Source organism: Aliamphritea ceti (genome assembly GCF_024347215.1).
GTDB classification, from domain to species: Bacteria; Pseudomonadota; Gammaproteobacteria; order Pseudomonadales; family Balneatricaceae; genus Amphritea; species Amphritea ceti.
This window is the reverse complement of record NZ_AP025282.1, coordinates 58,091-78,116: the sequence shown is the minus strand read 5'-3', so window position 1 is coordinate 78,116 and position 20,026 is coordinate 58,091. Positions and strand designations below refer to the sequence as shown.

Here is a 20,026-nt window from a genome sequence, read left to right as displayed (position 1 = left end):
GTAACTCCTCAGCGTTCCTTGTTGTACGGAATGCCAATGGCTTTCGGCGCAATCGCTTTGCCGATAAAACCCGCCAGCAGAATAACAGTCAGTACATATGGCAGGGCCTGCATTAACTGCACCGGCACTTCACCAATGACAGGCAGCTGAACCCCCTGCAAACGTACTGACAAGGCTTCCAGAAAACCAAACAACAGACAGGCCAGTAAGGCTGCTTTAGGATGCCATTTACCAAAGATCAGCGCTGCCAGCGCAATGTATCCTTTGCCTGCTGACATATCTTTTAAAAACGCTGCGTTCTGTGCGGTAGATAAATAGGTGCCGGCAATACCGCATAGCAAGCCAGCACACATCACCGCCCGATAACGTAACCAGGCAACTGAGATTCCCGCAGTATCTACCGCTTGTGGATTTTCGCCCACTGCGCGCAAACGCAAACCAAATCGGCTTCGGAAGAGCACCCACCAGGTGACAGGTACTGACAGCAATGCCATATATACCAGCAGGTTATGCCCGCTGATTAACTCACTGTAGATAGCCCCGATAACCGGTATGTCTGCCACCGCCGCCGCACCTGGTAACTCCAACGCTGCAAAACGGGCATCACCGCTCAATTGCGGCGTCTGTCCACCCTGAGCAAACCAGGCTATTCCCAAAGTCACTGTAAGACCTGAAGCTAAGATATTAATCGCCAGACCACTGACAACCTGATTACCTCTGTGGGTAATACAGGCAAAACCGTGCAACAGTGCCATACCAACAGAAACAATAATCGCACAGCCTAAGCCCAGCCAGGCAGAACCGGTAACAGCAGCAGTTGCCGCCGCTGCAAATGCGCCGGCCAGCATTTTGCCTTCCAGACCTATATCCACAATACCTGAGCGCTCAGAAAAAACGCCCGCCATGGCACAAAAAATCAACGGAGTAGACACCCGAATAGTCGAATCAAGAATCGACACCAGCATCAAAAGAGTCTCATTCATGATGATGCCTCCTCTGTCAGCTTATCTTTACGGCTAGCCTTACTTAGGGTATAGCGCAGGAAGAGTTTCTCCAGCGTTGGTTTAAGCATATATGCCAGTGCGCCACAGAACAGAATTACTAACCCCTGAATAACAACAACTAAATCGCGGGTAATGGTAGATATCTCAAACGACAACTCCGCGCCGCCCTGATATAACGCGCCAAACAACACACTGGCAGCAATAATTCCCAGCGGATGATTACGGCCCATCAGAGACACGGCTATTCCGGTAAAACCGGCACCTGCGACAAACTCCAGCAATACCCGTTGCTGTGCACCCATGACTTCATTGATACCCACCATCGCCGCCAGCGCACCTGAAATGCACATGCTGATCACAATTGTACGACGGGTGTTGATACCGCTGTAGACAGCCGCTTTTTCATTAAAACCAATCATACGAATGGCATAGCCCCATCGGGTATGCCAGATCAGCAACCAGACCAGCACGCAGGCCAGCAGTGCCAAAATCAATGATACGTTCAACGGGCTTTGTTCAATTTCGACACCAAACGCAGCAAATACCTGATACATGTAGGGCAGGGTAGCGCTTTCAGCAATGCTGCGGGTCTGCGGTGACATGCTACCCGGTTCGATCAGCACGTTTACCAACAAGTACACCATCAGTGCTGACGCTATGAAGTTAAACATGATAGTGGTAATGACTATGTGGCTGCCTCGATAAGCCTGCAAATACGCGGGGATATACGCCCAGGCAGCGCCAAATAACCCACCGGCAGCAATCGCAAACGGCAGTAATGCCCACCAGGGCAGCCAACCATCCAGCATCAGGCACATCAGGCCAACACCCAATCCACCCAGATACGCCTGACCTTCACCACCAATGTTAAACAGCCCGGCATGGAATGCCACGGCAACTGCTAAACCAGTAAAGATGAAATTAGTTGCGTAATACAGGGTATAGCCAATACCTTCGTCATAACCAAAAGCACCAAACAGCATTACCTGTACTGCTTCAACCGGGTTTTCACCAATCAGCATGATGATGCCGGCAGATACCAGAAACGCCAGACAGATATTAATCAGCGGAATCAGACCTATATCAATCCAGCCTGGTAACGTACGGTTACTCATGAGGCATTACCTCCCGTATCGTTGGCGTTACCCATCATCAGACCCAGAGTCTTGGCATCTGCTTCACTGGCGGCTATTTCGCCGACTATACGGCCTTCAAACATCACCAGAATCCGATCACACAGAGACATAACTTCCTCAAGCTCTACCGATACAACCAGTACAGCACTGCCAGCATCTCTTAACTTAACAAGCTGCTGATGAATAAACTCAATGGCGCCAATATCTACGCCGCGGGTTGGCTGGCCAACCAACAGTACTTTAGGCTGGCGTTCCATCTCCCGGGCAATACACAACTTCTGTTGATTACCGCCAGAAAAATTCGCAGACTTCATATCCGGGTTACCCGGACGAACGTCAAATTCTTCCATCAACTGCTCACAATGACGGGTGATTGCTCCACCATCAGTCAGCAGACCCCGGTTGAATTCAGGCTCGTCCTGAAACCCCATAATTGCGGATTCCCGAGCACTGAAAGCAGTAACCATTCCAAGGCGGTGGCGGTCTTCCGCAACATGGCCAACACTCAGGTGACGCAGGTCTTTAGCATTCAACACGTTGCCAGCATCAATCAGAGTGCCATTAACCTTAAATTTGCCATCTTCCACCGGTCGGATACCGCTCAGCACTTCTAACAATTCTGTCTGGCCATTTCCGGATACGCCGGCAATGCCGACTATTTCACCGGCTCTTAACTTAATACTGACATCGTCCAGACGGGGAACCGCATCAGCGTCACGCACCGTCAGGTTATCCGCCTGTAACAGCACTTCACCGGGCTGCGCAGAGGCTTTATCGACGTGCAGCAGAACTTTACGACCGACCATCAGTTCAGCCAGTTCTTCTTTGTTGGTTTCTGCCGTCACCCGGTCTGCCACCATAGTGCCGGCACGCATCACTGATACATGGTCAGTGATAGCAAGAATTTCCTGTAATTTATGGGTAATCAGCATCACGCTGACACCGCGGCTACGCAGCGTATTGAGAATGCTGAATAACTGCTCAGCCTCCTGCGGTGTAAGTACGCCGGTTGGTTCATCAAGAATCAGGATATCTGCGCCCCGATACAGCGCTTTTAAAATTTCTACGCGCTGCTGCAGCCCTACCGGCAACTCACCAGTAATGGCATCAGGATCGACCGCCAGGCCGTATTCTTCTGATAACCGCTGCAACTCTTTACGGGTGTCAGCCATACTGTGCCGTAAAGAACTGCTGGCCTCAGCGCCCAGCATTACGTTTTCCACGACTGTAAAGGTATCCACCAGCATAAAGTGCTGATGCACCATGCCAATGCCTGAATTTATGGCATCTTTAGAGGCTCGGATTTTCACCGTCTTACCATTGATCAGCACATCTCCACTGTCAGCCTCGTAGAAGCCGTAGAGAATACTCATCAGGGTAGATTTGCCGGCGCCGTTTTCACCGATAATTCCATGCACTGTGCCGCGACCTACCTGAAGGTCAACGTCTCGGTTAGCATGTACCGGACCAAAACGCTTATTGATCTTTCGCAAATCAATAGCAGGCGGCAGATCAGCCGCCTGTTGAAGGTTACTTATGGTCATACTGTTTGATTATCGCTGCAATCAGTTCATTGCCGGGCAGCTGTTATCTGCCATATAGTCATGAACCACAATCTTACCGGCAATAATGTCAGCTTTAGCTTGTTCAACTGCTGCTTTCATTTCCGGAGTAATCAGATCTTTATTGTGCTCATCCAGCGCCCAGTCAACACCGCCTTCAGCCAGACCCAGTACATTAATGCCTGGTTCCCAGGTACCTTCCTGCGCAGCTTTAAAAGAGTTGTAAGCAGCAATATCAACCTGCTTGGTCATAGAGGTCAGCATAGTGCCCGGATGCAGGTGGTTTTGGTTAGAATCAACACCAATTGCAAACTTACCAGCATCTTTAGCCGCCTGATAAACACCGGCACCGGTTGCACCTGCTGCTGCAAATACAACATCAGAACTACGGTCAAACTGGCTCTTCGCTAATTCGCCGCCTTTACCAGGATCGTTCCATGCAGAAGGGGTAGTACCTGTCATGTTGCTGATAACTTCAACATTGCTCACGGCGTACTTAGCGCCCTGAACATAGCCACAGTTAAAGCGGCGGATAAGAGGAATATCCATGCCGCCAACAAAGCTTACGACTTTGCTTTCAGATTTCAGCGCTGCCAGCATACCAACCAGGAAAGAACCTTCCTGTTCTTTAAATACAACTGACTGTACGTTTGGCTGATCAACCACCATATCAATGATAGTAAAACGGGTATCAGGGAATGACTTAGACGCCTTTTCAACTGCAGACGCCTGAGCGAAACCTACACTGATAACCGGATCAGCTTTACGCTGCGCCATTTTACGTACTGCCTGCTCACGCTGGGCAGGGTTAGTCACTTCAAATTCCTTGTACTTGATACCGGTTTCTTTCTTGAAACGTTCAACGCCGTTATATACGCCTTCGTTAAACGATTTATCAAACTTACCACCCATATCGAATACAACAGCTGGCTTCAGATCAGCCGCTGTTGCAGATGCGCTGATAGCAACTGCTGCAGATAGCGCAAGTAACTGAAATTTCATGGATTTACCCCTGTTATCATAGCTTTATTGTTATATTTCGTGATACTTTTGCGTCGCTGGCAAGCTGCCAGCTACATTCAAAACTCATCAAAACCGGTTATCATCAGTTGCTCTGCCAGGTACGAATTACAAGTGTAAACTGATACACAGACGCAGCTATTCTGCGGCCAACTAAGCCCGAATAACCTACACAACTGAAATTAATTTTTCTGCCTGGTCAAATTTCGGCAAATTAGACGAAAGGATACAGCAAACTGCCTGTCAGATTAACCATTAGCGGCCAAATTCTGACCGCTATTTAGTCAATCGCACAGTCAATCATAGTCGTTAATCAGGGCTTAGCTTTCGCTATCTCCCGCAGACGCTTCACTACGTGAGCATTAACCGAGCGTTGTGTGAAACTACCGTCCTCTTTCAGGTGACCGGCTTTTCGACCCGTAAGAATCTCCAGGCACTGATCAACCGTTGCTACTGCATGAATATGGAATTGTCCTTCAGCAACGGCATCAACCACTTCGCGCTTAAGCATCAGATTACGCACATTTGCCAGCGGAATCACGACGCCCTGACGGCCGTTCAGCCCACGGGTTGTGCAGACCTTGAAGAAGCCTTCTATCTTCTCATTCACGCCGCCAATGGCCTGTACTTCACCATACTGGTTAATTGAACCGGTCAGCGCAAAGTGCTGCTGAATCGGGATGTGCGTTAGTGCCGATATCAGCGTACAGATTTCCGCCAGCGACGCACTGTCACCGTCGACGTAACCATAAGACTGCTCAAGCGCAATGCTGGCCGACAAAGCAATAGGAAAGTCCTGAGTATACTTATGACCCAGATAGCCCGTCAGAATCAGCACCCCTTTGGAGTGAATCGGCTGACCCAACGTGACTTCGCGTTCAATATCAATAATGCCGCGATTCCCCGGATGCACAGTAGCCGTTATACGTGCAGGGAAGCCAAACGAAACATCTCCAACACCCAATACTGTCAGACCATTACTACGGCCGACAGCTTCCCCTGAGGTATCAATTAAAACTGTTTCATTAACGATACTGTCGAGAATTTTTCCGGATATCCGACTGGTACGGCGCTCTTTTGCTTCTAGTGCCAACTCAACGTGATTATCATTGATCATTTCATCTTTCTGTTGCACCCGACGGTAATCAGCCTCACACAACAGATCAACCAGTTCGCCTACATGTGCTGATAACAATTCCTGATCTTCCACTAACCGTGAACTGTGTTCGACTAAACGGGCGACCCCCTGGCGGGTCAGCTGTGCCAGACCTTCTTCATCAGCCAGGGTTTTCATCAGACGGGCATAGTTTCGGATAGTCGCTGGTTCACGTTTCACATCTTCATCAAAATCGACAACCACGCGGAACATTTTTTCAAAATCGTGATCCAGCTCCTGCAACAGATAATACGTATTACGGGTACCGATCAGTACCAATTTCACATCCAACGGTATGCCCACAGGTGCCAGACTTACATTACCCATACCGGTCATTTCAGATATAGGGTTTTCAATCCGGATTTCATGCGCCTTAAGTGCTCGCTTTAGTGCGCCGTATACAAAAGGCTGCTCAATCAGCTTCTCTGCTTCAAGTATCAGGTAGCCACCGTTAGCACGGTGCAGAGCGCCAGAACGGATCAATTGAAAGTTGGTGCTAACAGAACCCAGTTCACTGGCGTATTCTACCCGGCCAAACAGGTTGTCATAGGTAGGATGCGACTCAAAGACCACCGGTGCACCTTTAGTCTTCTGATTATCGACCAGCAAATTAACGCCATATGTCTGATCCATATACTGACGACGAGCAGTATCTGTACGGCTTTCGTTCGGTTTTTCTTCGGCGATCAGATCCGCCGCAGTTTTCACCAAGTTCTTTTCTAGCTGGCTAAAATAGCTCATCAGGCTGTTGCTGCTATTATACTTTTCCCGCAACGGCTGCAGCAGCGGATTGATTGCTTTGCGGGCGGTCTCCCGATCCAGCACTTTCATTTTGTCACCCGCTTCCCGCTTCCATTGCGGCAAACTGGCTAACTGTTCATTCAGATAATCTTCAAGCTTAGATATATTGCTGGTGAACTGATCTCTGACGTCTTCAGGTAGCTGAGAAAACGCCGCCTCATCCATACCCTGACCATCAGCAACAGGCGTAAAGCCTATTGAGCCAGCATCCCGAAACAGAGCGATGCTGTGTTCCCGGGCCAAATCATCCACTTCTTCAATGGCCTCATCGTACAAACGATTGAAATCCCGTTCGACCTTGCCTTTCTTGCGTTGGTAAGTCGGGCTCTCAAACGCTGCCGGCAATTCTGATAAAACACCTTCAATCAGATGTTTGATATCACGCTTCAGCACCCAGGCTTTGCCCGCAGTCATTTCAATTGCCAATGGCCGACGCGAATCATCCAGGTTGTTCAGATAACACCAGTCTTTGGGTTTTGCGTTAGCTTTTTTAGCAATGGTTTTCAGACTGTCCATCGCAAATGAAAAACGGCCGGTGTGAGGATTGCCCATTACAAATATATTGTAACCCGGGCGGGTCATGCCGATACCAAACTCCATAGCTTCTATGGCACGTTCCTGGCCAAAAAAACCAGCATAGGGCTCGAGGGTTTCCGTAGTTTTGAAAGGTAACAATTCAGTACTGCACTGACGGTACAACTGATCAGGTGAGAGTAATGTCTCTTTTTCCATGTTAAGGCCCCTGCGGATATTCGGGATAACCTCTTTATAACCCTGCAAAAATTCTCACGCAAGTTTACAGCTGCACATTATATGTACCGCTAAGCTATTGAATCAGAAATTGAAATCGGAGAAACGGATAGATAAAACCGCACAAGTAAGATACCGGACTCTGCTCGCAGAAAGTGATGCAGAACCCGGTATGAAAGGGCTTCAGGCATTCAGCTGGCGACGCAGTTCCTGAATAACTTCACCGGTTGCAGGACGTACACCGCGCCAGATAAAAAATGATTCGGCAGCCTGCTCAACCAACATACCCAAACCATCAATAACTTTTTCAGCACCATGGGCTTCAGCCCATAAGTTAAATGCTGTTGGTTCCGCGCTATACATCATGTCGTAGCACCAGGCCTTAGGCTTCAGCAGATCGTCCGGCAGAGGCGGTACTTCGCCCTGCAAGCTGGCAGCCGTGCCATTAATGACCAGATCAAACTGCTCGCCTTGCAGCTGCTCAAAACTGACCGCACTGACATCACCGTAATCAGCAAAAATACCCCGTAAGGTTTCCGCCCGTGACAAAGTGCGGTTAGCAATAACAACACGCTTTGGTTTTGCTGCCAGAATAGGTTCCAGTACACCACGGACTGCACCGCCAGCTCCCAGAATCAGAACATCAGCGCCTTCAATCCGACCACCGTAATTCGCAACAATATCTGTTACCAGGCCTACACCGTCAGTATTATCGCCGCACAGCTGACCTTCATGGTTGCGATATAAGGTATTTACGGCACCCGCCAGCTCGGCTCTCGCACTGCGCTGTTCAGCTAATGTCCAAGCTTCTTCTTTGAAAGGAATAGTAACATTCAGCCCACGTCCCTGATCATCCAGAAAACTGCTGACACCTGCAGCAAAACCATCTTCAGGAATCAGCATGGCATCATAGCGCAGCGCCTGATCAGTCTGCCGGGCAAAAGCAGTATGTATCAGGGGGGATTTTGAATGTTTGATTGGGTTGCCAAATACGGCATAGCGCACAGTCATATTACGCCTCCAGCCATTCGGTTGGCTTCAGATAAACATCATATAACTCAGATTCTTCAGTACCAGGTTCAGGTTTCCAGTCATAGCCCCAGCGCACTTCAGGCGGTAAAGACATCAAAATAGATTCCGTACGACCACCGGACTGCAAGCCAAACAGGGTGCCGCGGTCAAATACCAGATTAAATTCAACATAACGCCCCCGACGGTGCAGCTGGAAATCACGCTGACGTTCTCCGTATGGCGTATCTTTACGCTGCTCAACAATAGGACAGTAAGCTGGCGCAAACGCATCACCTATAGATTGCATCAGCGCAAAGCTCTGCTCGAAACCTAACTCATTAAGATCATCAAAGAACAGACCGCCTACACCCCGTGGCTCATCACGGTGTTTCAGATGGAAGTATTCATCACACCATTTTTTATAGCGTGCATACACATCATCGCCAAATGGGTCACAGGCATCTTTCGCGGCCTGGTGCCAGGCGCGGCAGTCTTCTTTATTGCCATAGTAAGGCGTCAGGTCAAAACCACCACCAAACCACCAAACAGGCTCTTCGCCTTCTTTTTCAGCAACGAAAAAACGTACATTCGCATGTGAAGTAGGTACATAAGGGTTATGCGGATGAATCACCAGAGATACACCCATTGCCTGAAAAGTACGCCCCGCTAATTCAGGACGATGCGCGGTGGCTGAACCAGGTAACTTATCACCAAACACATGTGAAAAATTCACACCACCTTTTTCAATTACTGCCCCGGACTCCATCACCCGGGTACGACCTCCGCCGCCACCTTCACGGTCCCAGCTGTCTTCACGAAAACTGGCAGTGCCGTCAGCAACTTCCAGCGCCGCACAAATGCGATTCTGCAAGTCCAGTAAGTATTCTTTAACGGCTGGTATATCGACCGCAGACATAAATTGCTTCCTCTTTAGATTGCCACCAGAAATAAAACAGCAGGGGCGGGGTACAGTTGTTTGCGCTTTAGCAACTCAAGTCAGCGGCGTAACAACATATCAGTTTCAAGGCTGCGAATCTGGGTAGGCTGTGCCATACTGCCTAACTCGCCTGGCAGCACATATGCCAATTCACACTTGAAGTTAATGTTCACTTTCAACTTATCCCTTGCAGGCTCTTGGCTAGCATAATTTGCCGATGTAGAAACGACAAATGAACCAAAGGTCTCACAAAGCGCTTTTACACCTAAGTGAGCACTCACTCTCACAGCCACAGAAGAATGATCACCTTTGATCCACGAAGGAATCACACCCGCCGGATCAGGTAAAACCCAGGTAACAGGGCCAGGCCAGGTAGCCAGTACTTTTTCCCGCTGGGTATCAGTTAGACTAGCCAGTAAGACTTCGATTTGCTGGGTATCAGACGCCACAAGAATCAGACCTTTATGCATTGGCCGACGTTTCATAGCAAGAAGATGTTGAACAGCTGTCAGATTATACGGATCGCAACCCAGCCCCCAGACGGCTTCAGTTGGATAGGCAATGACACCGCCATGGTGCATCGCCCGGGCTGCCTGACGTAAATGCCAGTACTGCATAAATAGAATTGCCCAGAATCAGATTTCGTTAATAGTAAGGATAAATTGCTTTCTAAGCATTTATTTAGCCAACAAATATTCAAGCAGCTTTTATGCAATCAGGTATACATCTGACTGAAAAAACTATGCTCTGTTTAATACGGGCTAAAACGCAAAAACTTACTCCAATTACAGTCATTTTTCAATCAAAACCATTTAGACAAGCGGCTAACGGGCGACCTTCACATGGCGACTTACAGTCTCAAATAACCATCAGGCCGATTCTCAATCAGCCCCTGCAGCTCCAACCCTACCAGTTTTGCCATAATCTCCGCGGCAGCTAAACCAGACTGCTCAATCAAAAAATCCAGCGATGTCACTTCATAGCCAATCAATAACAACAATTGCTGCAACTCTTCATCCAGATGACTGACTACTTCGGTTCTGCTTTTTTCCAACTGATCATCATTAGCGTCAGCAGGTACGTAGCATCCAAGTAAACTGCTCAGAGGCTCAATAATATGCGCAGTCGTTTCAACCAGTGTTGCGCCTTCACGAATCAACGCATGGCAACCATGCCCCTGAGGATTATTCAACGTACTGGGTAAGGCAAACACCTCACGTCCCTGTTCAAGCGCTTGTCGGGCCGTGATCAGTGAACCGCTTCGCAATGCAGCCTCAACCACCAGAACGCCGGCAGACAAGCCACTGATAATACGGTTACGTTGTGGAAAATTATAACTAAGCGGCACAGTGCCTAAAGGAAATTCAGCAACCAGCACCCCATGATGCAATAAGATCTGCTCCGCCAGCCCAGCATGTCTTCGCGGGTACACTACATCAACACCACAACCTAAAACAGCAATCGTCGGACGCTGATTATCCACCGCAGCCTGATGCGCTGCGCCATCCACTCCCAATGCCATACCGCTGGTTATAACAAATCCGGCGTTACTCAGAGCCCGGGCAAAACGCTGCGTGTTCCGCAAACCACCCTGACTGGCATTACGACTACCGACAATGGCAAGTTGCGGTTGATACAAACAATCAAGGTTACCGCGGACATAAAGAATCAGAGGGGGATCAGGGATATTACGTAGCAAAGCAGGATAGTCATCATCTTCCCAGAGAATCAGATGATGTTCAGGGTCGAATAACCAGTCATTTACCCGTTGCAGGTACTCGCTGGCAAACACACCCTGGCGATAAGCAACGATTGCCTGACGAACAGCGCTGCTTAACCCCAAATCTTTTAGCGTCTGCTCTGATAACCCAAATATCCGGGAAACAGAACTGAACTGCTTCAAAAGGGCGTGGCACTTACGCCGACCAAGTCCCGGTATAAGCGTAAATGCAATGCCATCAGATTGTGACTGATTCATGAAGATTTCCTGTCCTTAGGAGGCATTCAGCCTGATAGATAAAAATTGTCTTACACGGGATTACGTATCTCGTCTCCCACAGCAATTACATTTGTTGCTTTAAGTATCAGGCAATAGCTAACTTTTTCATACGCCCTGAAAACCATCATCAGACCTGACTGCTCAGATGGTAAATTCACCAGCTTTTTAGTGATTGGATCTTTAAGCACTTCGCCTGCTGTAAATATAGATAACACATGACCGGTATCCAGGCCTTCACGGGTGCCTTTATTAATAGCCACCACATCATACTGGCCCGCCTGTTTAACACCCCGTACCACAGATAAAATCTGCCCGTTGATCGAACCTTCCGGCTCACTCGGATAATAAGTTGAGGTTACCCGCTCATCTTCGCTTGGAAATACCCGGTCCAAACTGGAGATTTCTTCCTGGGTTTTGTTCAGATCCAGCGAAATAATATCTTCTTTCTGGGACGAGACAGTTGCTTCACCTACTTTCATCAGTTCAAAACCCAGTGATTCCTGCGTTTCAGGGTCAACGTATTCACGGGCCGGACGATAAATATTCTGATAATGATAATCTTCAACCAATTCACCCCGGGCATAGACCCGATCACCGGCTCCGGCAATTAAACGGTTATTGGTACTACCAAGAATATAAGGCGCTTGCAGCAGAGTATCGGAGCTTTTCACCAGATTATCACTTAGGAAACTGCTGATATCTTTGAGATGAATAGCCGGTATAGCATCGTCCAGCAAGCTGACTTTAGCTTTAGGGCTAAGCTTACGAACACCCTTATTGAGTTGCAGACGAGGCTTACCATTAACCCACATCAGCGTCAGCCGGTCTCCCGGATAAATCAAATGTGGATTATCGATCTGCGGGTTATTGCCCCACAGTTCAGGCCATTTCCACGGAGATTGAAGAAACAGGGCCGAAATATCCCAAAGAGTATCACCCTTCACGACCACATATTCTTTCGGATAATCTTTCTTCAGAGCGAGTATATCGCCTTTAGCTGTGGCCATTGCAGGCGTCGTAATCAACCATCCGGCCAGACACAAACAAAGCAAACCACTGATGAATCGGCGCATCCTTTGATTCCTTGTTTTACAGCAGCTGCTCCAATAAACCGTCAAAAACATGTAAAAACACGTCAGACGCTGCTGAATTAATAGATTTTAGTCACTCAGAGCATAGTATCGACAATGCATTGCGTATCGATATCAGTATAATATTGATTCTTGCGATTAAGCGCGCGTTTTTCAACCATTTCTTTACAGTAGCAGTCATGGCCCTATTACCTATTCTTGAGTTTCCAGATCCACGCCTTCGCACCCTTGCGGAGCCAGTTACCGAATTCAATGACGAGTTACGCCAACTGGTCAAAGATATGTTTGAAACTATGTACGACGCACCAGGCATTGGTCTGGCAGCGACTCAGGTGAATGTTCATCAGCGTATCATCACTATCGATCTATCCGAAGAGAAGAACGAGCCAATGGTGATTATTAACCCTGTTGTTGAGCCTCTGACCACAGAAACCGACAAAATGCAGGAAGGCTGCCTTTCTGTGCCGGGCTTCTATGAAAACGTCGTGCGGCCTAACAAAGTCCGTTTGACCGCCCATAATGAGCATGGTGAAGAATACACAATGGAAGCCGATGAGCTGCTGGCTGTATGCATTCAGCATGAAATTGATCATCTGGATGGCAAGCTTTTTGTTGACTACCTGTCTCCGCTGAAACGCAACCGTATTCGCAGTAAGCTGGAAAAAGCTCACCGCCAACACGTATAAGGGACGCTCATGTCTGACTCAGCCAAGGGATTGCGGATAGTTTTCGCCGGAACCCCGGACTTTGCCGCCACTAATTTACAGGCTCTGATAAATGCCGGTCATAACGTTATTGGCGTTTACACCCAGCCTGACCGACCGGCAGGGCGGGGGCGCAAACTCAAGCCCAGCCCGGTAAAGCAAGTCGCCCTGGATAATCAGTTAGATGTGTTTCAGCCCCTGAACTTTAAAGAAGAAGGCGCGCTGGATATTCTGCAAAACCTGCAGGCCGACCTGATGGTCGTCGTTGCCTACGGCATTTTACTTCCCAAAGTCGTACTGGAAGCACCTCGTCTTGGCTGCATTAATGTTCATGCTTCACTGCTTCCACGCTGGCGTGGCGCTGCGCCGATACATCGCGCGGTATTAGCAGGGGATACTGAAACAGGCGTCACAATCATGCAGATGGACGAAGGCCTGGATACCGGAGGTATGCTGTTAAAAAGCAGCTGCGCAATTAACCCCTGTGAATCCAGCGGTGAACTGCATGACAAGCTGGCAGTCATTGGCGCTGAAGCTCTGCTAAAAAGCCTTCCAGGACTGGCAGACAGCAGCCTTATAGCTGAGCCTCAGGACAACGAGCAAGCAAATTATGCTCACAAGCTTGAAAAGGCCGAAGGCTCTATCGACTGGCAACAAAGCGCTACAAGAATTGCCAGACAAATTTGCGGCTTATCCCCCTGGCCAGTTGCCTATACTCAGCTGAACGGCGAAACCATGCGCATATGGCAAGCTGAAGTAAGCGATCAGACAACTAACGCTGCCGCCGGATCAGTCGTCAGTACAGATAAAAAGGCTATTCACATCGCCTGTGGTGAAGGTGTACTTAGCTTATTGCATATTCAACTGCCAGGCAGTAAAGCTATGCCAACGTCTGCTGTACTCAACTCTAAACGTGATTTATTCGCCGACGGCATGCAGCTGGGATAAACCAAATATATGAACAGTCGCGCTATTGCCGCTCAGACTCTGACACCTATTTTGCTACAGAAAGCATCGCTGAATACCGAGTTGAGCAAAGGCCTCAACAGAGTGGCAGAACGGGACAGAGGGCTTCTCCAACAGCTTTGCTATGGTACACTACGCAACCTTCCACGTTTGCAGGCGCTCACTAACCATATGCTTAAGAAACCTTTTAAGCAGCAGGAACAGGATCTTCAGGCGCTGTTGATGCTAGGCATGTATCAGCTACTTGAAATGCGAATACCACCTCATGCCAGTATTGGTGAAACCGTTGAAGCATGCGTCCAGCTAAATAAACCATGGGCGAAAGGCCTACTAAACGGCGTTCTCCGTCGCTTGCAGCGCGAACAGGAAAGTATCTTTTCAAACCTGGAAAACGAGCCTGAGTTTCGCTTCAATCACCCGACCTGGATAATCGACAAGTTACGTCATAACTGGCCAAATCACTGGGAATATATTCTCGAGCAGAATAACCAGCAACCGCCTATGACGCTACGGATTAATCAGCAGCGCTGTACCCGGGATCAATATCTTGACTGGCTCGACGAAGCCGACATAGACGCTTTTGCCGGAGAGCATTCTCCACAAGCTATTCAGCTGGATGAAGCATGCGACGTTGATTTGCTCCCTGGTTTTGATGAAGGCCTTGCCAGCGTGCAGGACGAAGCCGCTCAACTCAGCGCAGAATTACTGGATTTACAGCCAGGTCAGCGCGTTCTGGACACCTGCGCAGCACCTGGCGGAAAACTCTGTCACATTGTCGAGCAAGAACCAGGTCTGAGCGCAGCAATTGGCGTAGAGCTTGAAGCTAAACGTGCTGTCCGCATTGAAGAAAACCTCCAACGCCTGCAACTCGACGCTGAAGTCATCGTTTCTGACGCTGCTTCGCAGGATTGGTGGGATGGTCAGTTATTTGATCGGATTCTGATTGATGCTCCCTGTTCTGCCAGTGGCGTTATTCGCCGTCACCCGGACATTAAAGGCCTGCGCCGCAATGAAGATTTAAAGCCTCTGGCCGATATCCAACTGGCCATCCTGAAAAATGGCTGGCAGATGTTACAACCCGGCGGCAAGCTTGTTTACGCAACCTGCTCCATATTCCCCCAGGAAAACGAACGGGTAGTTGAACGCTTTCTAAAGCAGCAAGAAGACGCAGTACACCACGATATAGAAGCCAGCTGGGGCCAGGCAAGACCTTTCGGCCGCCAACTGTTTCCGCAACCGGACGGTCACGATGGTTTCTATTACGCACTACTGAGCAAAGCAGAAAGCCCCGATAACGGCGGCGAGTGACTATTCAGCATAAAGGTAGCAGTGAGAAATGAAGATCATCATTCTCGGAGCAGGGCAGGTAGGCGGAACCTTAGCGGAAAACCTGGCCAACGAAGCAAACGATATTACCATTGTTGATACTGACATTGGCCGTTTACGTGAGTTACAGGACCGTATCGACATCCGGACCACCGAAGGTAAGGCGTCTCACCCTGGCGTACTTGAACAGGCCGGTGCACAAGATGCTGATATGCTAATTGCTGTAACAAACAGCGATGAAGTGAATATGATCGCCTGCCAGTTTGCTCACACTCTGTTCAATACGCCGACTAAAATTGCCCGGGTCCGGGAACACGATTACCTGCGACATAACCGTGAAGTTTTCTGCAACAAATCAATTCCTATTGATGTTCTTATCAGCCCTGAAGAGTTAGTTACCAAACATATTAAGCGGCTTATCGAACACCCCGGTGCACTACAGGTGCTTGATTTCGCTGACGGCAAAGCCCAGCTAGTAGCAGTAAAGGCATACTACGGTGGCCCACTGGTTGGCCACGAAATATCTTTCCTGCGCACTCACATGCCTTCTGTGGATACCCGTGTAGCAGCTATTTTTCGCCAGGGTAGCCCTATCATTCCAAAAGGCGATACCGTCATCGAAGCAGATGACGAAGTATTTTTCATCGCTGCAAAGAAAGATATTCTGTCAGTTATGAGTGAGCTTCGACGACTCGACAGCCCTTATAAACGCATTATTATTGCTGGTGGCGGCAACATCGGCGCCCGTTTGGCAAGTAGCATTGAAAGTAAGTTTCAGGTCAAAATCATTGAGCGCGACCTGAAGCGCTGTCACGATCTGGCTAAGCGCCTTGATAACACAATTGTTCTTAATGGCAGCGCCTCGGACAAAGACCTGTTGCTGGAAGAAAACATCGAGGATACCGATGTTTTCTGCGCGCTAACCAATGATGACGAAGCCAACATCATGGCGTCTATGCTGGCAAAAAGGTTAGGTGTTCGTACTGTAATGACACTGATTAACAACCCGGCATATGTTGATTTAGTGCAGGGTGGGGTAATCGATATCGCGATCTCTCCTCAGCAAACCACCATTGGCAGCCTGCTGACGCATGTTCGCCGGGGTGATGTAGCAGCAGTTCACTCTCTGCGCCGCGGGGCCGCTGAAGCTCTTGAAGCAGTTGCCCATGGCGACAAGCGCAGTTCAAAAGTAGTCGGCAAAGCCATTGAAGATATCGATCTTCCGGCCGGCACAACCATAGGTGCAATTGTCCGTAATGATCAGGTCCTGATTGCTCATGATGATGTCGTCGTTGAAAATGACGATCATGTCATCCTGTTCCTGATCGACAAGCGTAAAATTCGTGAAGTCGAGCGCCTCTTCCAGGTTGGCCTGGGCTTCTTCTGATAACCGGACGGCACTGATCTTATGCACTATAAAGTGATACTCCGCATACTTGGCATCTTGCTGATGATCTTCAGCTTCACCATGTTGCCACCGGTGTTAATTGATATTCTTCACAGCGGCCAGTCCAGTAAAGCATTCCTCACCGGTTTCCTGATTACACTGCTAACAGGCTTCATCATCTGGCTACCTGTTTATAAAGTGAAGCAGGATCTACGCACCCGCGACGGTTTCCTGATTACAGTTCTTTTCTGGTCGGTACTCGGATTATTCGGTGCGATTCCGTTTATTTTGCTTGAAGAGTTACCCCTAAGCTTTGTAGATGCTGTATTTGAATCTCTCTCCGGACTAACAACAACCGGTGCGACCGTCATTACCGGCATAGACGACCTGCCGAAAGCAATACTGTTTTACCGTCAGCAACTTCAGTGGCTGGGGGGTATGGGGATTATCGTACTCGCCGTTGCGATTCTACCAATGCTTGGCATCGGTGGGATGCAGCTCTACCGAGCTGAGACGCCAGGCCCGGTTAAGGATAGTAAGTTAACTCCACGTATTACAGAGACCGCAAAAGCTCTCTGGTACATTTATTTATCGCTGACAGTTGCCTGCGCGCTGGGTTACTGGCTGGCCGGGATGAGTCTGTTTGATGCTGTCAGTCATAGCTTTTCAACGGTAGCGATTGGTGGTTTCTCCACCCACGACGCAAGTATCGGTTACTTCGACAGCCCGCTGATTGAAGCAATCTGTATTTTCTTCATGATTATTTCAGCAGTAAATTTCGGGCTGCATTTCTTTGCCTGGCGGCAGCGGTCTATCAGTCATTACTGGCAAGATCCGGAGTTTAAGTTCTACCTTTGGATTCTCGGCTGCATCAGTTTGCTTGCATCCTTAGTGTTAATTTTCACCGGTACTTACGAACCGTTAGAGTCGATTCGAAAAGCAGTATTTGAAGTAGTCTCTATTGCCACTACAACTGGCTTCGCCACTGCCGACTTTGCACAATGGCCTGTAATGTTACCGTTTTTGTTATTCGTAGCAGCCTTCTCAGGCGGTTGTGCAGGCTCTACCGGCGGCGGTATGAAAGTTATTCGTATTCTTCTGATCCTGAAACAGGGTTCCAGGGAAATCACCCGACTAATTCACCCCAATGCGGTCATCCCCGTTAAACTTGGCAAAACACCTATCTCAGACCGTGTTCTGGAGGCCGTATGGGGCTTTTTCTCCGTATACCTCATAGTGTTCGTGATAATGCTCATAATCCTCTTAGGTACAGGCTTAGACCAGATAACTGCATGGTCTGCAGTAGGTGCAACACTGAACAACCTAGGACCCGGGCTAGGTCAGGTGGCAGCACATTACGGTGATCTAAATACTCCTGCTAAATGGGTCTTATGCTTTGCTATGCTTCTGGGCCGCCTTGAAGTATTCACTTTACTGGTACTCTTCACACCAGCATTCTGGAAGCGATAAACCAAAATGCACATATTAAAAAAGGCGCTCTGAAGCGCCTTTTTAAATTCTTATCTCTCACTAAAAAATGGAAATAATGGGAGAGAAAAGGGCAGTACATATTTAATCATATAACGATGCCTCACCTTCAGGGCGACGACCAAAACGACGATACTCCCACTGATACTGCTCTGGCACCTGACGTACGCAATACTCAACTTCCTCATTCATAGCCGTAGCTGCTTCAGTCAGATCTTTACTATTTATATTTCCAGTTGCTTTATGAAAGTGCAGTTCAAAACCTCCATCAACCCGTTTTGCATATCCGGATACAACTACAGCACCAGTCTGTGCAGCCAACTGAGGCAGTAATTTCATCGTAAAAGCTGACACGCCCATAAATGGCGCAAAAATGCCGCCAGACGCATCGGGTTCCTGATCCGGCAAAATCCCTAATACTTCATTTTTACGCAGGCACTTCACAGCCATACGTACGCCTTTTACATTTGCCGGCGCTAACTGTGTACCTACTCTTTCTCGCTTTCGACGGACAAGATCATCCATCATTTTGATTTTTGCAGGCTTATACATAACCGTCAGTTTACAATTTTCACTCAGCCAAAAATTCAGAATTTCCCAATTGCCAATATGTGGAGCAAGCAGAATAACACCTCGCCCCTCTGCAATTGCATCATCTAAAACATTGGCACCATGTACTACTTTAATTGTTTTCAAAACCCGCTCGGGCCGCCAAATCCAGGACATCCCCATTTCGCCGGCTGAGCGGCCGGTTTCCTGAAGACTCTCAGCAACTAACTCTTGTTGTGCATTGTTACTTAACTCTGGAAAGCAGGCATTTATATTTCTACGAGTATTGATGGCAGACTTACCATCACCTTTACTCATGCGTCGGCCTAGATATGCACCAAAACTTCTAGCCAGCGACAAAGGTAATAAAGACAGCAAAAATAATAAGCCAACGGCGAGGGGGCCTTTAAATTGTTTCACGTGAAACCTTTTGTCATAGAGATGAGAATTCGCAGCCATTATAATGGTTGACAGATAAGGTGAGAAATAAGAAATCCAACTTAGAACACGACCGGAGCAAAATAATGCAATACAGCGTATACCTGTCAGGTGAAATTCATACTGACTGGCGCGATAAAATCAAAGCCGCCATTAAAGAACAAAACCTGCCTATTACAGTAATGACCCCGAACACTGACCATGGCTCAAGTGATGACTGCGGTGTAAACATCCTGGGTGCAGAAGAGAACAACTACTGGAAAGACCACAAAGCAGCAAAAATTAATAGCATGCGGCACATTACTGCTATCCAGCGTGCAGATATTGTTGTCGTCCGCTTTGGCGACAAATACCGTCAATGGAACGCAGCTTTTGACGCAGGTATGGCAGCAGCACTAGGTAAATCTTTGATTGTTGAACATGCAGAAGAGCTCACGCACCCACTTAAAGAGATTGATGCTGCAGCACAAGCAACAGCAAAAAATACAGAAGAAGTAATCGAGATACTTAAATACCTGACTCTTGATTACTAAACACCTGCAAACATCAGGATGGCAGCAGCCATCCTGCACATCTCCTTTCATCCATTCTGTTCACTAATAGAAACACAAAGGCCATTATCGTAAACAACCATTCGAAATATCTGTAATTTCTTATCCGTGCACGACAGATTGCCGCCCATCAGGCCAGCAATATCATGT

At 48.4% G+C, this 20,026-nt stretch carries 17 protein-coding genes; 6 read left to right on the top strand and 11 right to left on the bottom strand.

All coding sequences use genetic code 11. The annotated features are described in order from the left end of the window. Nucleotides 1–8: 8 nt before the first annotated feature. The 10 genes from OCU49_RS00335 to OCU49_RS00290 all read right to left on the bottom strand — a co-directional run bounded on the left by OCU49_RS00335 (nt 9) and on the right by OCU49_RS00290 (nt 12,449). Nucleotides 9–983 (bottom strand): ABC transporter permease, encoded by a 975-nt coding sequence (locus OCU49_RS00335; RefSeq protein WP_261843040.1) that lies wholly within the window; start codon nt 981–983, stop codon nt 9–11. Beyond that, entirely contained in the window at nt 980–2,119 is a 1,140-nt protein-coding gene (locus OCU49_RS00330; protein WP_261843039.1) for an ABC transporter permease, read from the bottom strand. The genes OCU49_RS00335 and OCU49_RS00330 overlap by 4 nt, the downstream gene beginning before the upstream one ends. Beyond that, nucleotides 2,116–3,684 (bottom strand): ABC transporter ATP-binding protein, encoded by a 1,569-nt coding sequence (locus tag OCU49_RS00325; protein ID WP_261843038.1) that lies wholly within the window; start codon nt 3,682–3,684, stop codon nt 2,116–2,118. Before OCU49_RS00325 ends, OCU49_RS00330 begins: the two co-directional genes overlap by 4 nt. 21 nt (nt 3,685–3,705) lie before the next feature. Beyond that, nucleotides 3,706–4,704, bottom strand: a complete 999-nt coding sequence (locus OCU49_RS00320) for a BMP family lipoprotein (protein ID WP_261843037.1) — start codon at nt 4,702–4,704, stop codon at nt 3,706–3,708. 331 nt (nt 4,705–5,035) lie between these two features. After that, nucleotides 5,036–7,411, bottom strand: coding sequence for an AAA family ATPase (locus OCU49_RS00315; RefSeq protein WP_261843036.1), 2,376 nt, complete (start codon nt 7,409–7,411; stop codon nt 5,036–5,038). Nucleotides 7,412–7,612: 201 nt separating this feature from the next. Then, a complete protein-coding gene (gene aroE / locus OCU49_RS00310; protein ID WP_261843035.1) occupies nt 7,613–8,440 on the bottom strand; it encodes a shikimate dehydrogenase in 828 nt (275 codons plus the stop codon). 1 nt (nt 8,441) lies between these two features. Further along, nucleotides 8,442–9,356, bottom strand: a complete 915-nt coding sequence (gene hemF, locus OCU49_RS00305) for an oxygen-dependent coproporphyrinogen oxidase (protein WP_261843034.1) — start codon at nt 9,354–9,356, stop codon at nt 8,442–8,444. Between the two features lie 80 nt (nt 9,357–9,436). Next, nucleotides 9,437–9,994, bottom strand: coding sequence for an L-threonylcarbamoyladenylate synthase type 1 TsaC (gene tsaC / locus OCU49_RS00300; protein WP_261843033.1), 558 nt, complete (start codon nt 9,992–9,994; stop codon nt 9,437–9,439). Nucleotides 9,995–10,227: 233 nt separating this feature from the next. Then, on the bottom strand, nt 10,228–11,355 hold the full coding sequence (gene dprA, locus OCU49_RS00295) for a DNA-processing protein DprA (protein ID WP_261843032.1): 1,128 nt from the start codon (nt 11,353–11,355) through the stop codon (nt 10,228–10,230). Between the two features lie 50 nt (nt 11,356–11,405). Further along, on the bottom strand, nt 11,406–12,449 hold the full coding sequence (locus OCU49_RS00290) for a LysM peptidoglycan-binding domain-containing protein (protein ID WP_261843031.1): 1,044 nt from the start codon (nt 12,447–12,449) through the stop codon (nt 11,406–11,408). A 197-nt stretch (nt 12,450–12,646) separates the two neighbouring features. Here OCU49_RS00290 and def point away from each other — a divergent pair, with 197 nt between their 5' ends. The 5 genes from def to OCU49_RS00265 are packed head-to-tail and all read left to right on the top strand — an operon-like array spanning nt 12,647 to nt 18,320. After that, the gene (gene def, locus OCU49_RS00285; RefSeq protein WP_261843030.1) at nt 12,647–13,153 is read left to right on the top strand and encodes a peptide deformylase; all 507 of its coding nucleotides are present in this window, start codon (nt 12,647–12,649) and stop codon (nt 13,151–13,153) included. A 9-nt stretch (nt 13,154–13,162) separates the two neighbouring features. Next, nucleotides 13,163–14,119 carry a methionyl-tRNA formyltransferase gene (fmt, locus tag OCU49_RS00280; RefSeq protein ID WP_261843029.1) on the top strand — a complete coding sequence of 319 codons (957 nt, stop codon included), beginning with the start codon at nt 13,163–13,165 and terminating at the stop codon, nt 14,117–14,119. Between the two features lie 9 nt (nt 14,120–14,128). After that, nucleotides 14,129–15,445, top strand: coding sequence for a 16S rRNA (cytosine(967)-C(5))-methyltransferase RsmB (gene rsmB, locus OCU49_RS00275; RefSeq protein ID WP_261843028.1), 1,317 nt, complete (start codon nt 14,129–14,131; stop codon nt 15,443–15,445). 28 nt (nt 15,446–15,473) lie between these two features. Further along, entirely contained in the window at nt 15,474–16,850 is a 1,377-nt protein-coding gene (trkA, locus tag OCU49_RS00270) for a Trk system potassium transporter TrkA (protein ID WP_261843027.1), read from the top strand. Nucleotides 16,851–16,871: 21 nt separating this feature from the next. Next, entirely contained in the window at nt 16,872–18,320 is a 1,449-nt protein-coding gene (locus OCU49_RS00265) for a TrkH family potassium uptake protein (protein WP_261843026.1), read from the top strand. Between the two features lie 102 nt (nt 18,321–18,422). Here the strand turns inward: OCU49_RS00265 and OCU49_RS00260 are convergent, their stop codons facing one another. Further along, complete coding sequence (locus tag OCU49_RS00260) at nt 18,423–19,307, bottom strand: lysophospholipid acyltransferase family protein (protein ID WP_261843025.1); 885 nt, start codon at nt 19,305–19,307, stop codon at nt 18,423–18,425. 104 nt (nt 19,308–19,411) lie between these two features. Here OCU49_RS00260 and OCU49_RS00255 point away from each other — a divergent pair, with 104 nt between their 5' ends. Next, nucleotides 19,412–19,858: a YtoQ family protein gene (locus OCU49_RS00255; RefSeq protein WP_261843024.1), complete on the top strand. Its 447-nt coding sequence runs from the start codon at nt 19,412–19,414 to the stop codon at nt 19,856–19,858. Nucleotides 19,859–20,026 lie beyond the last annotated feature (168 nt).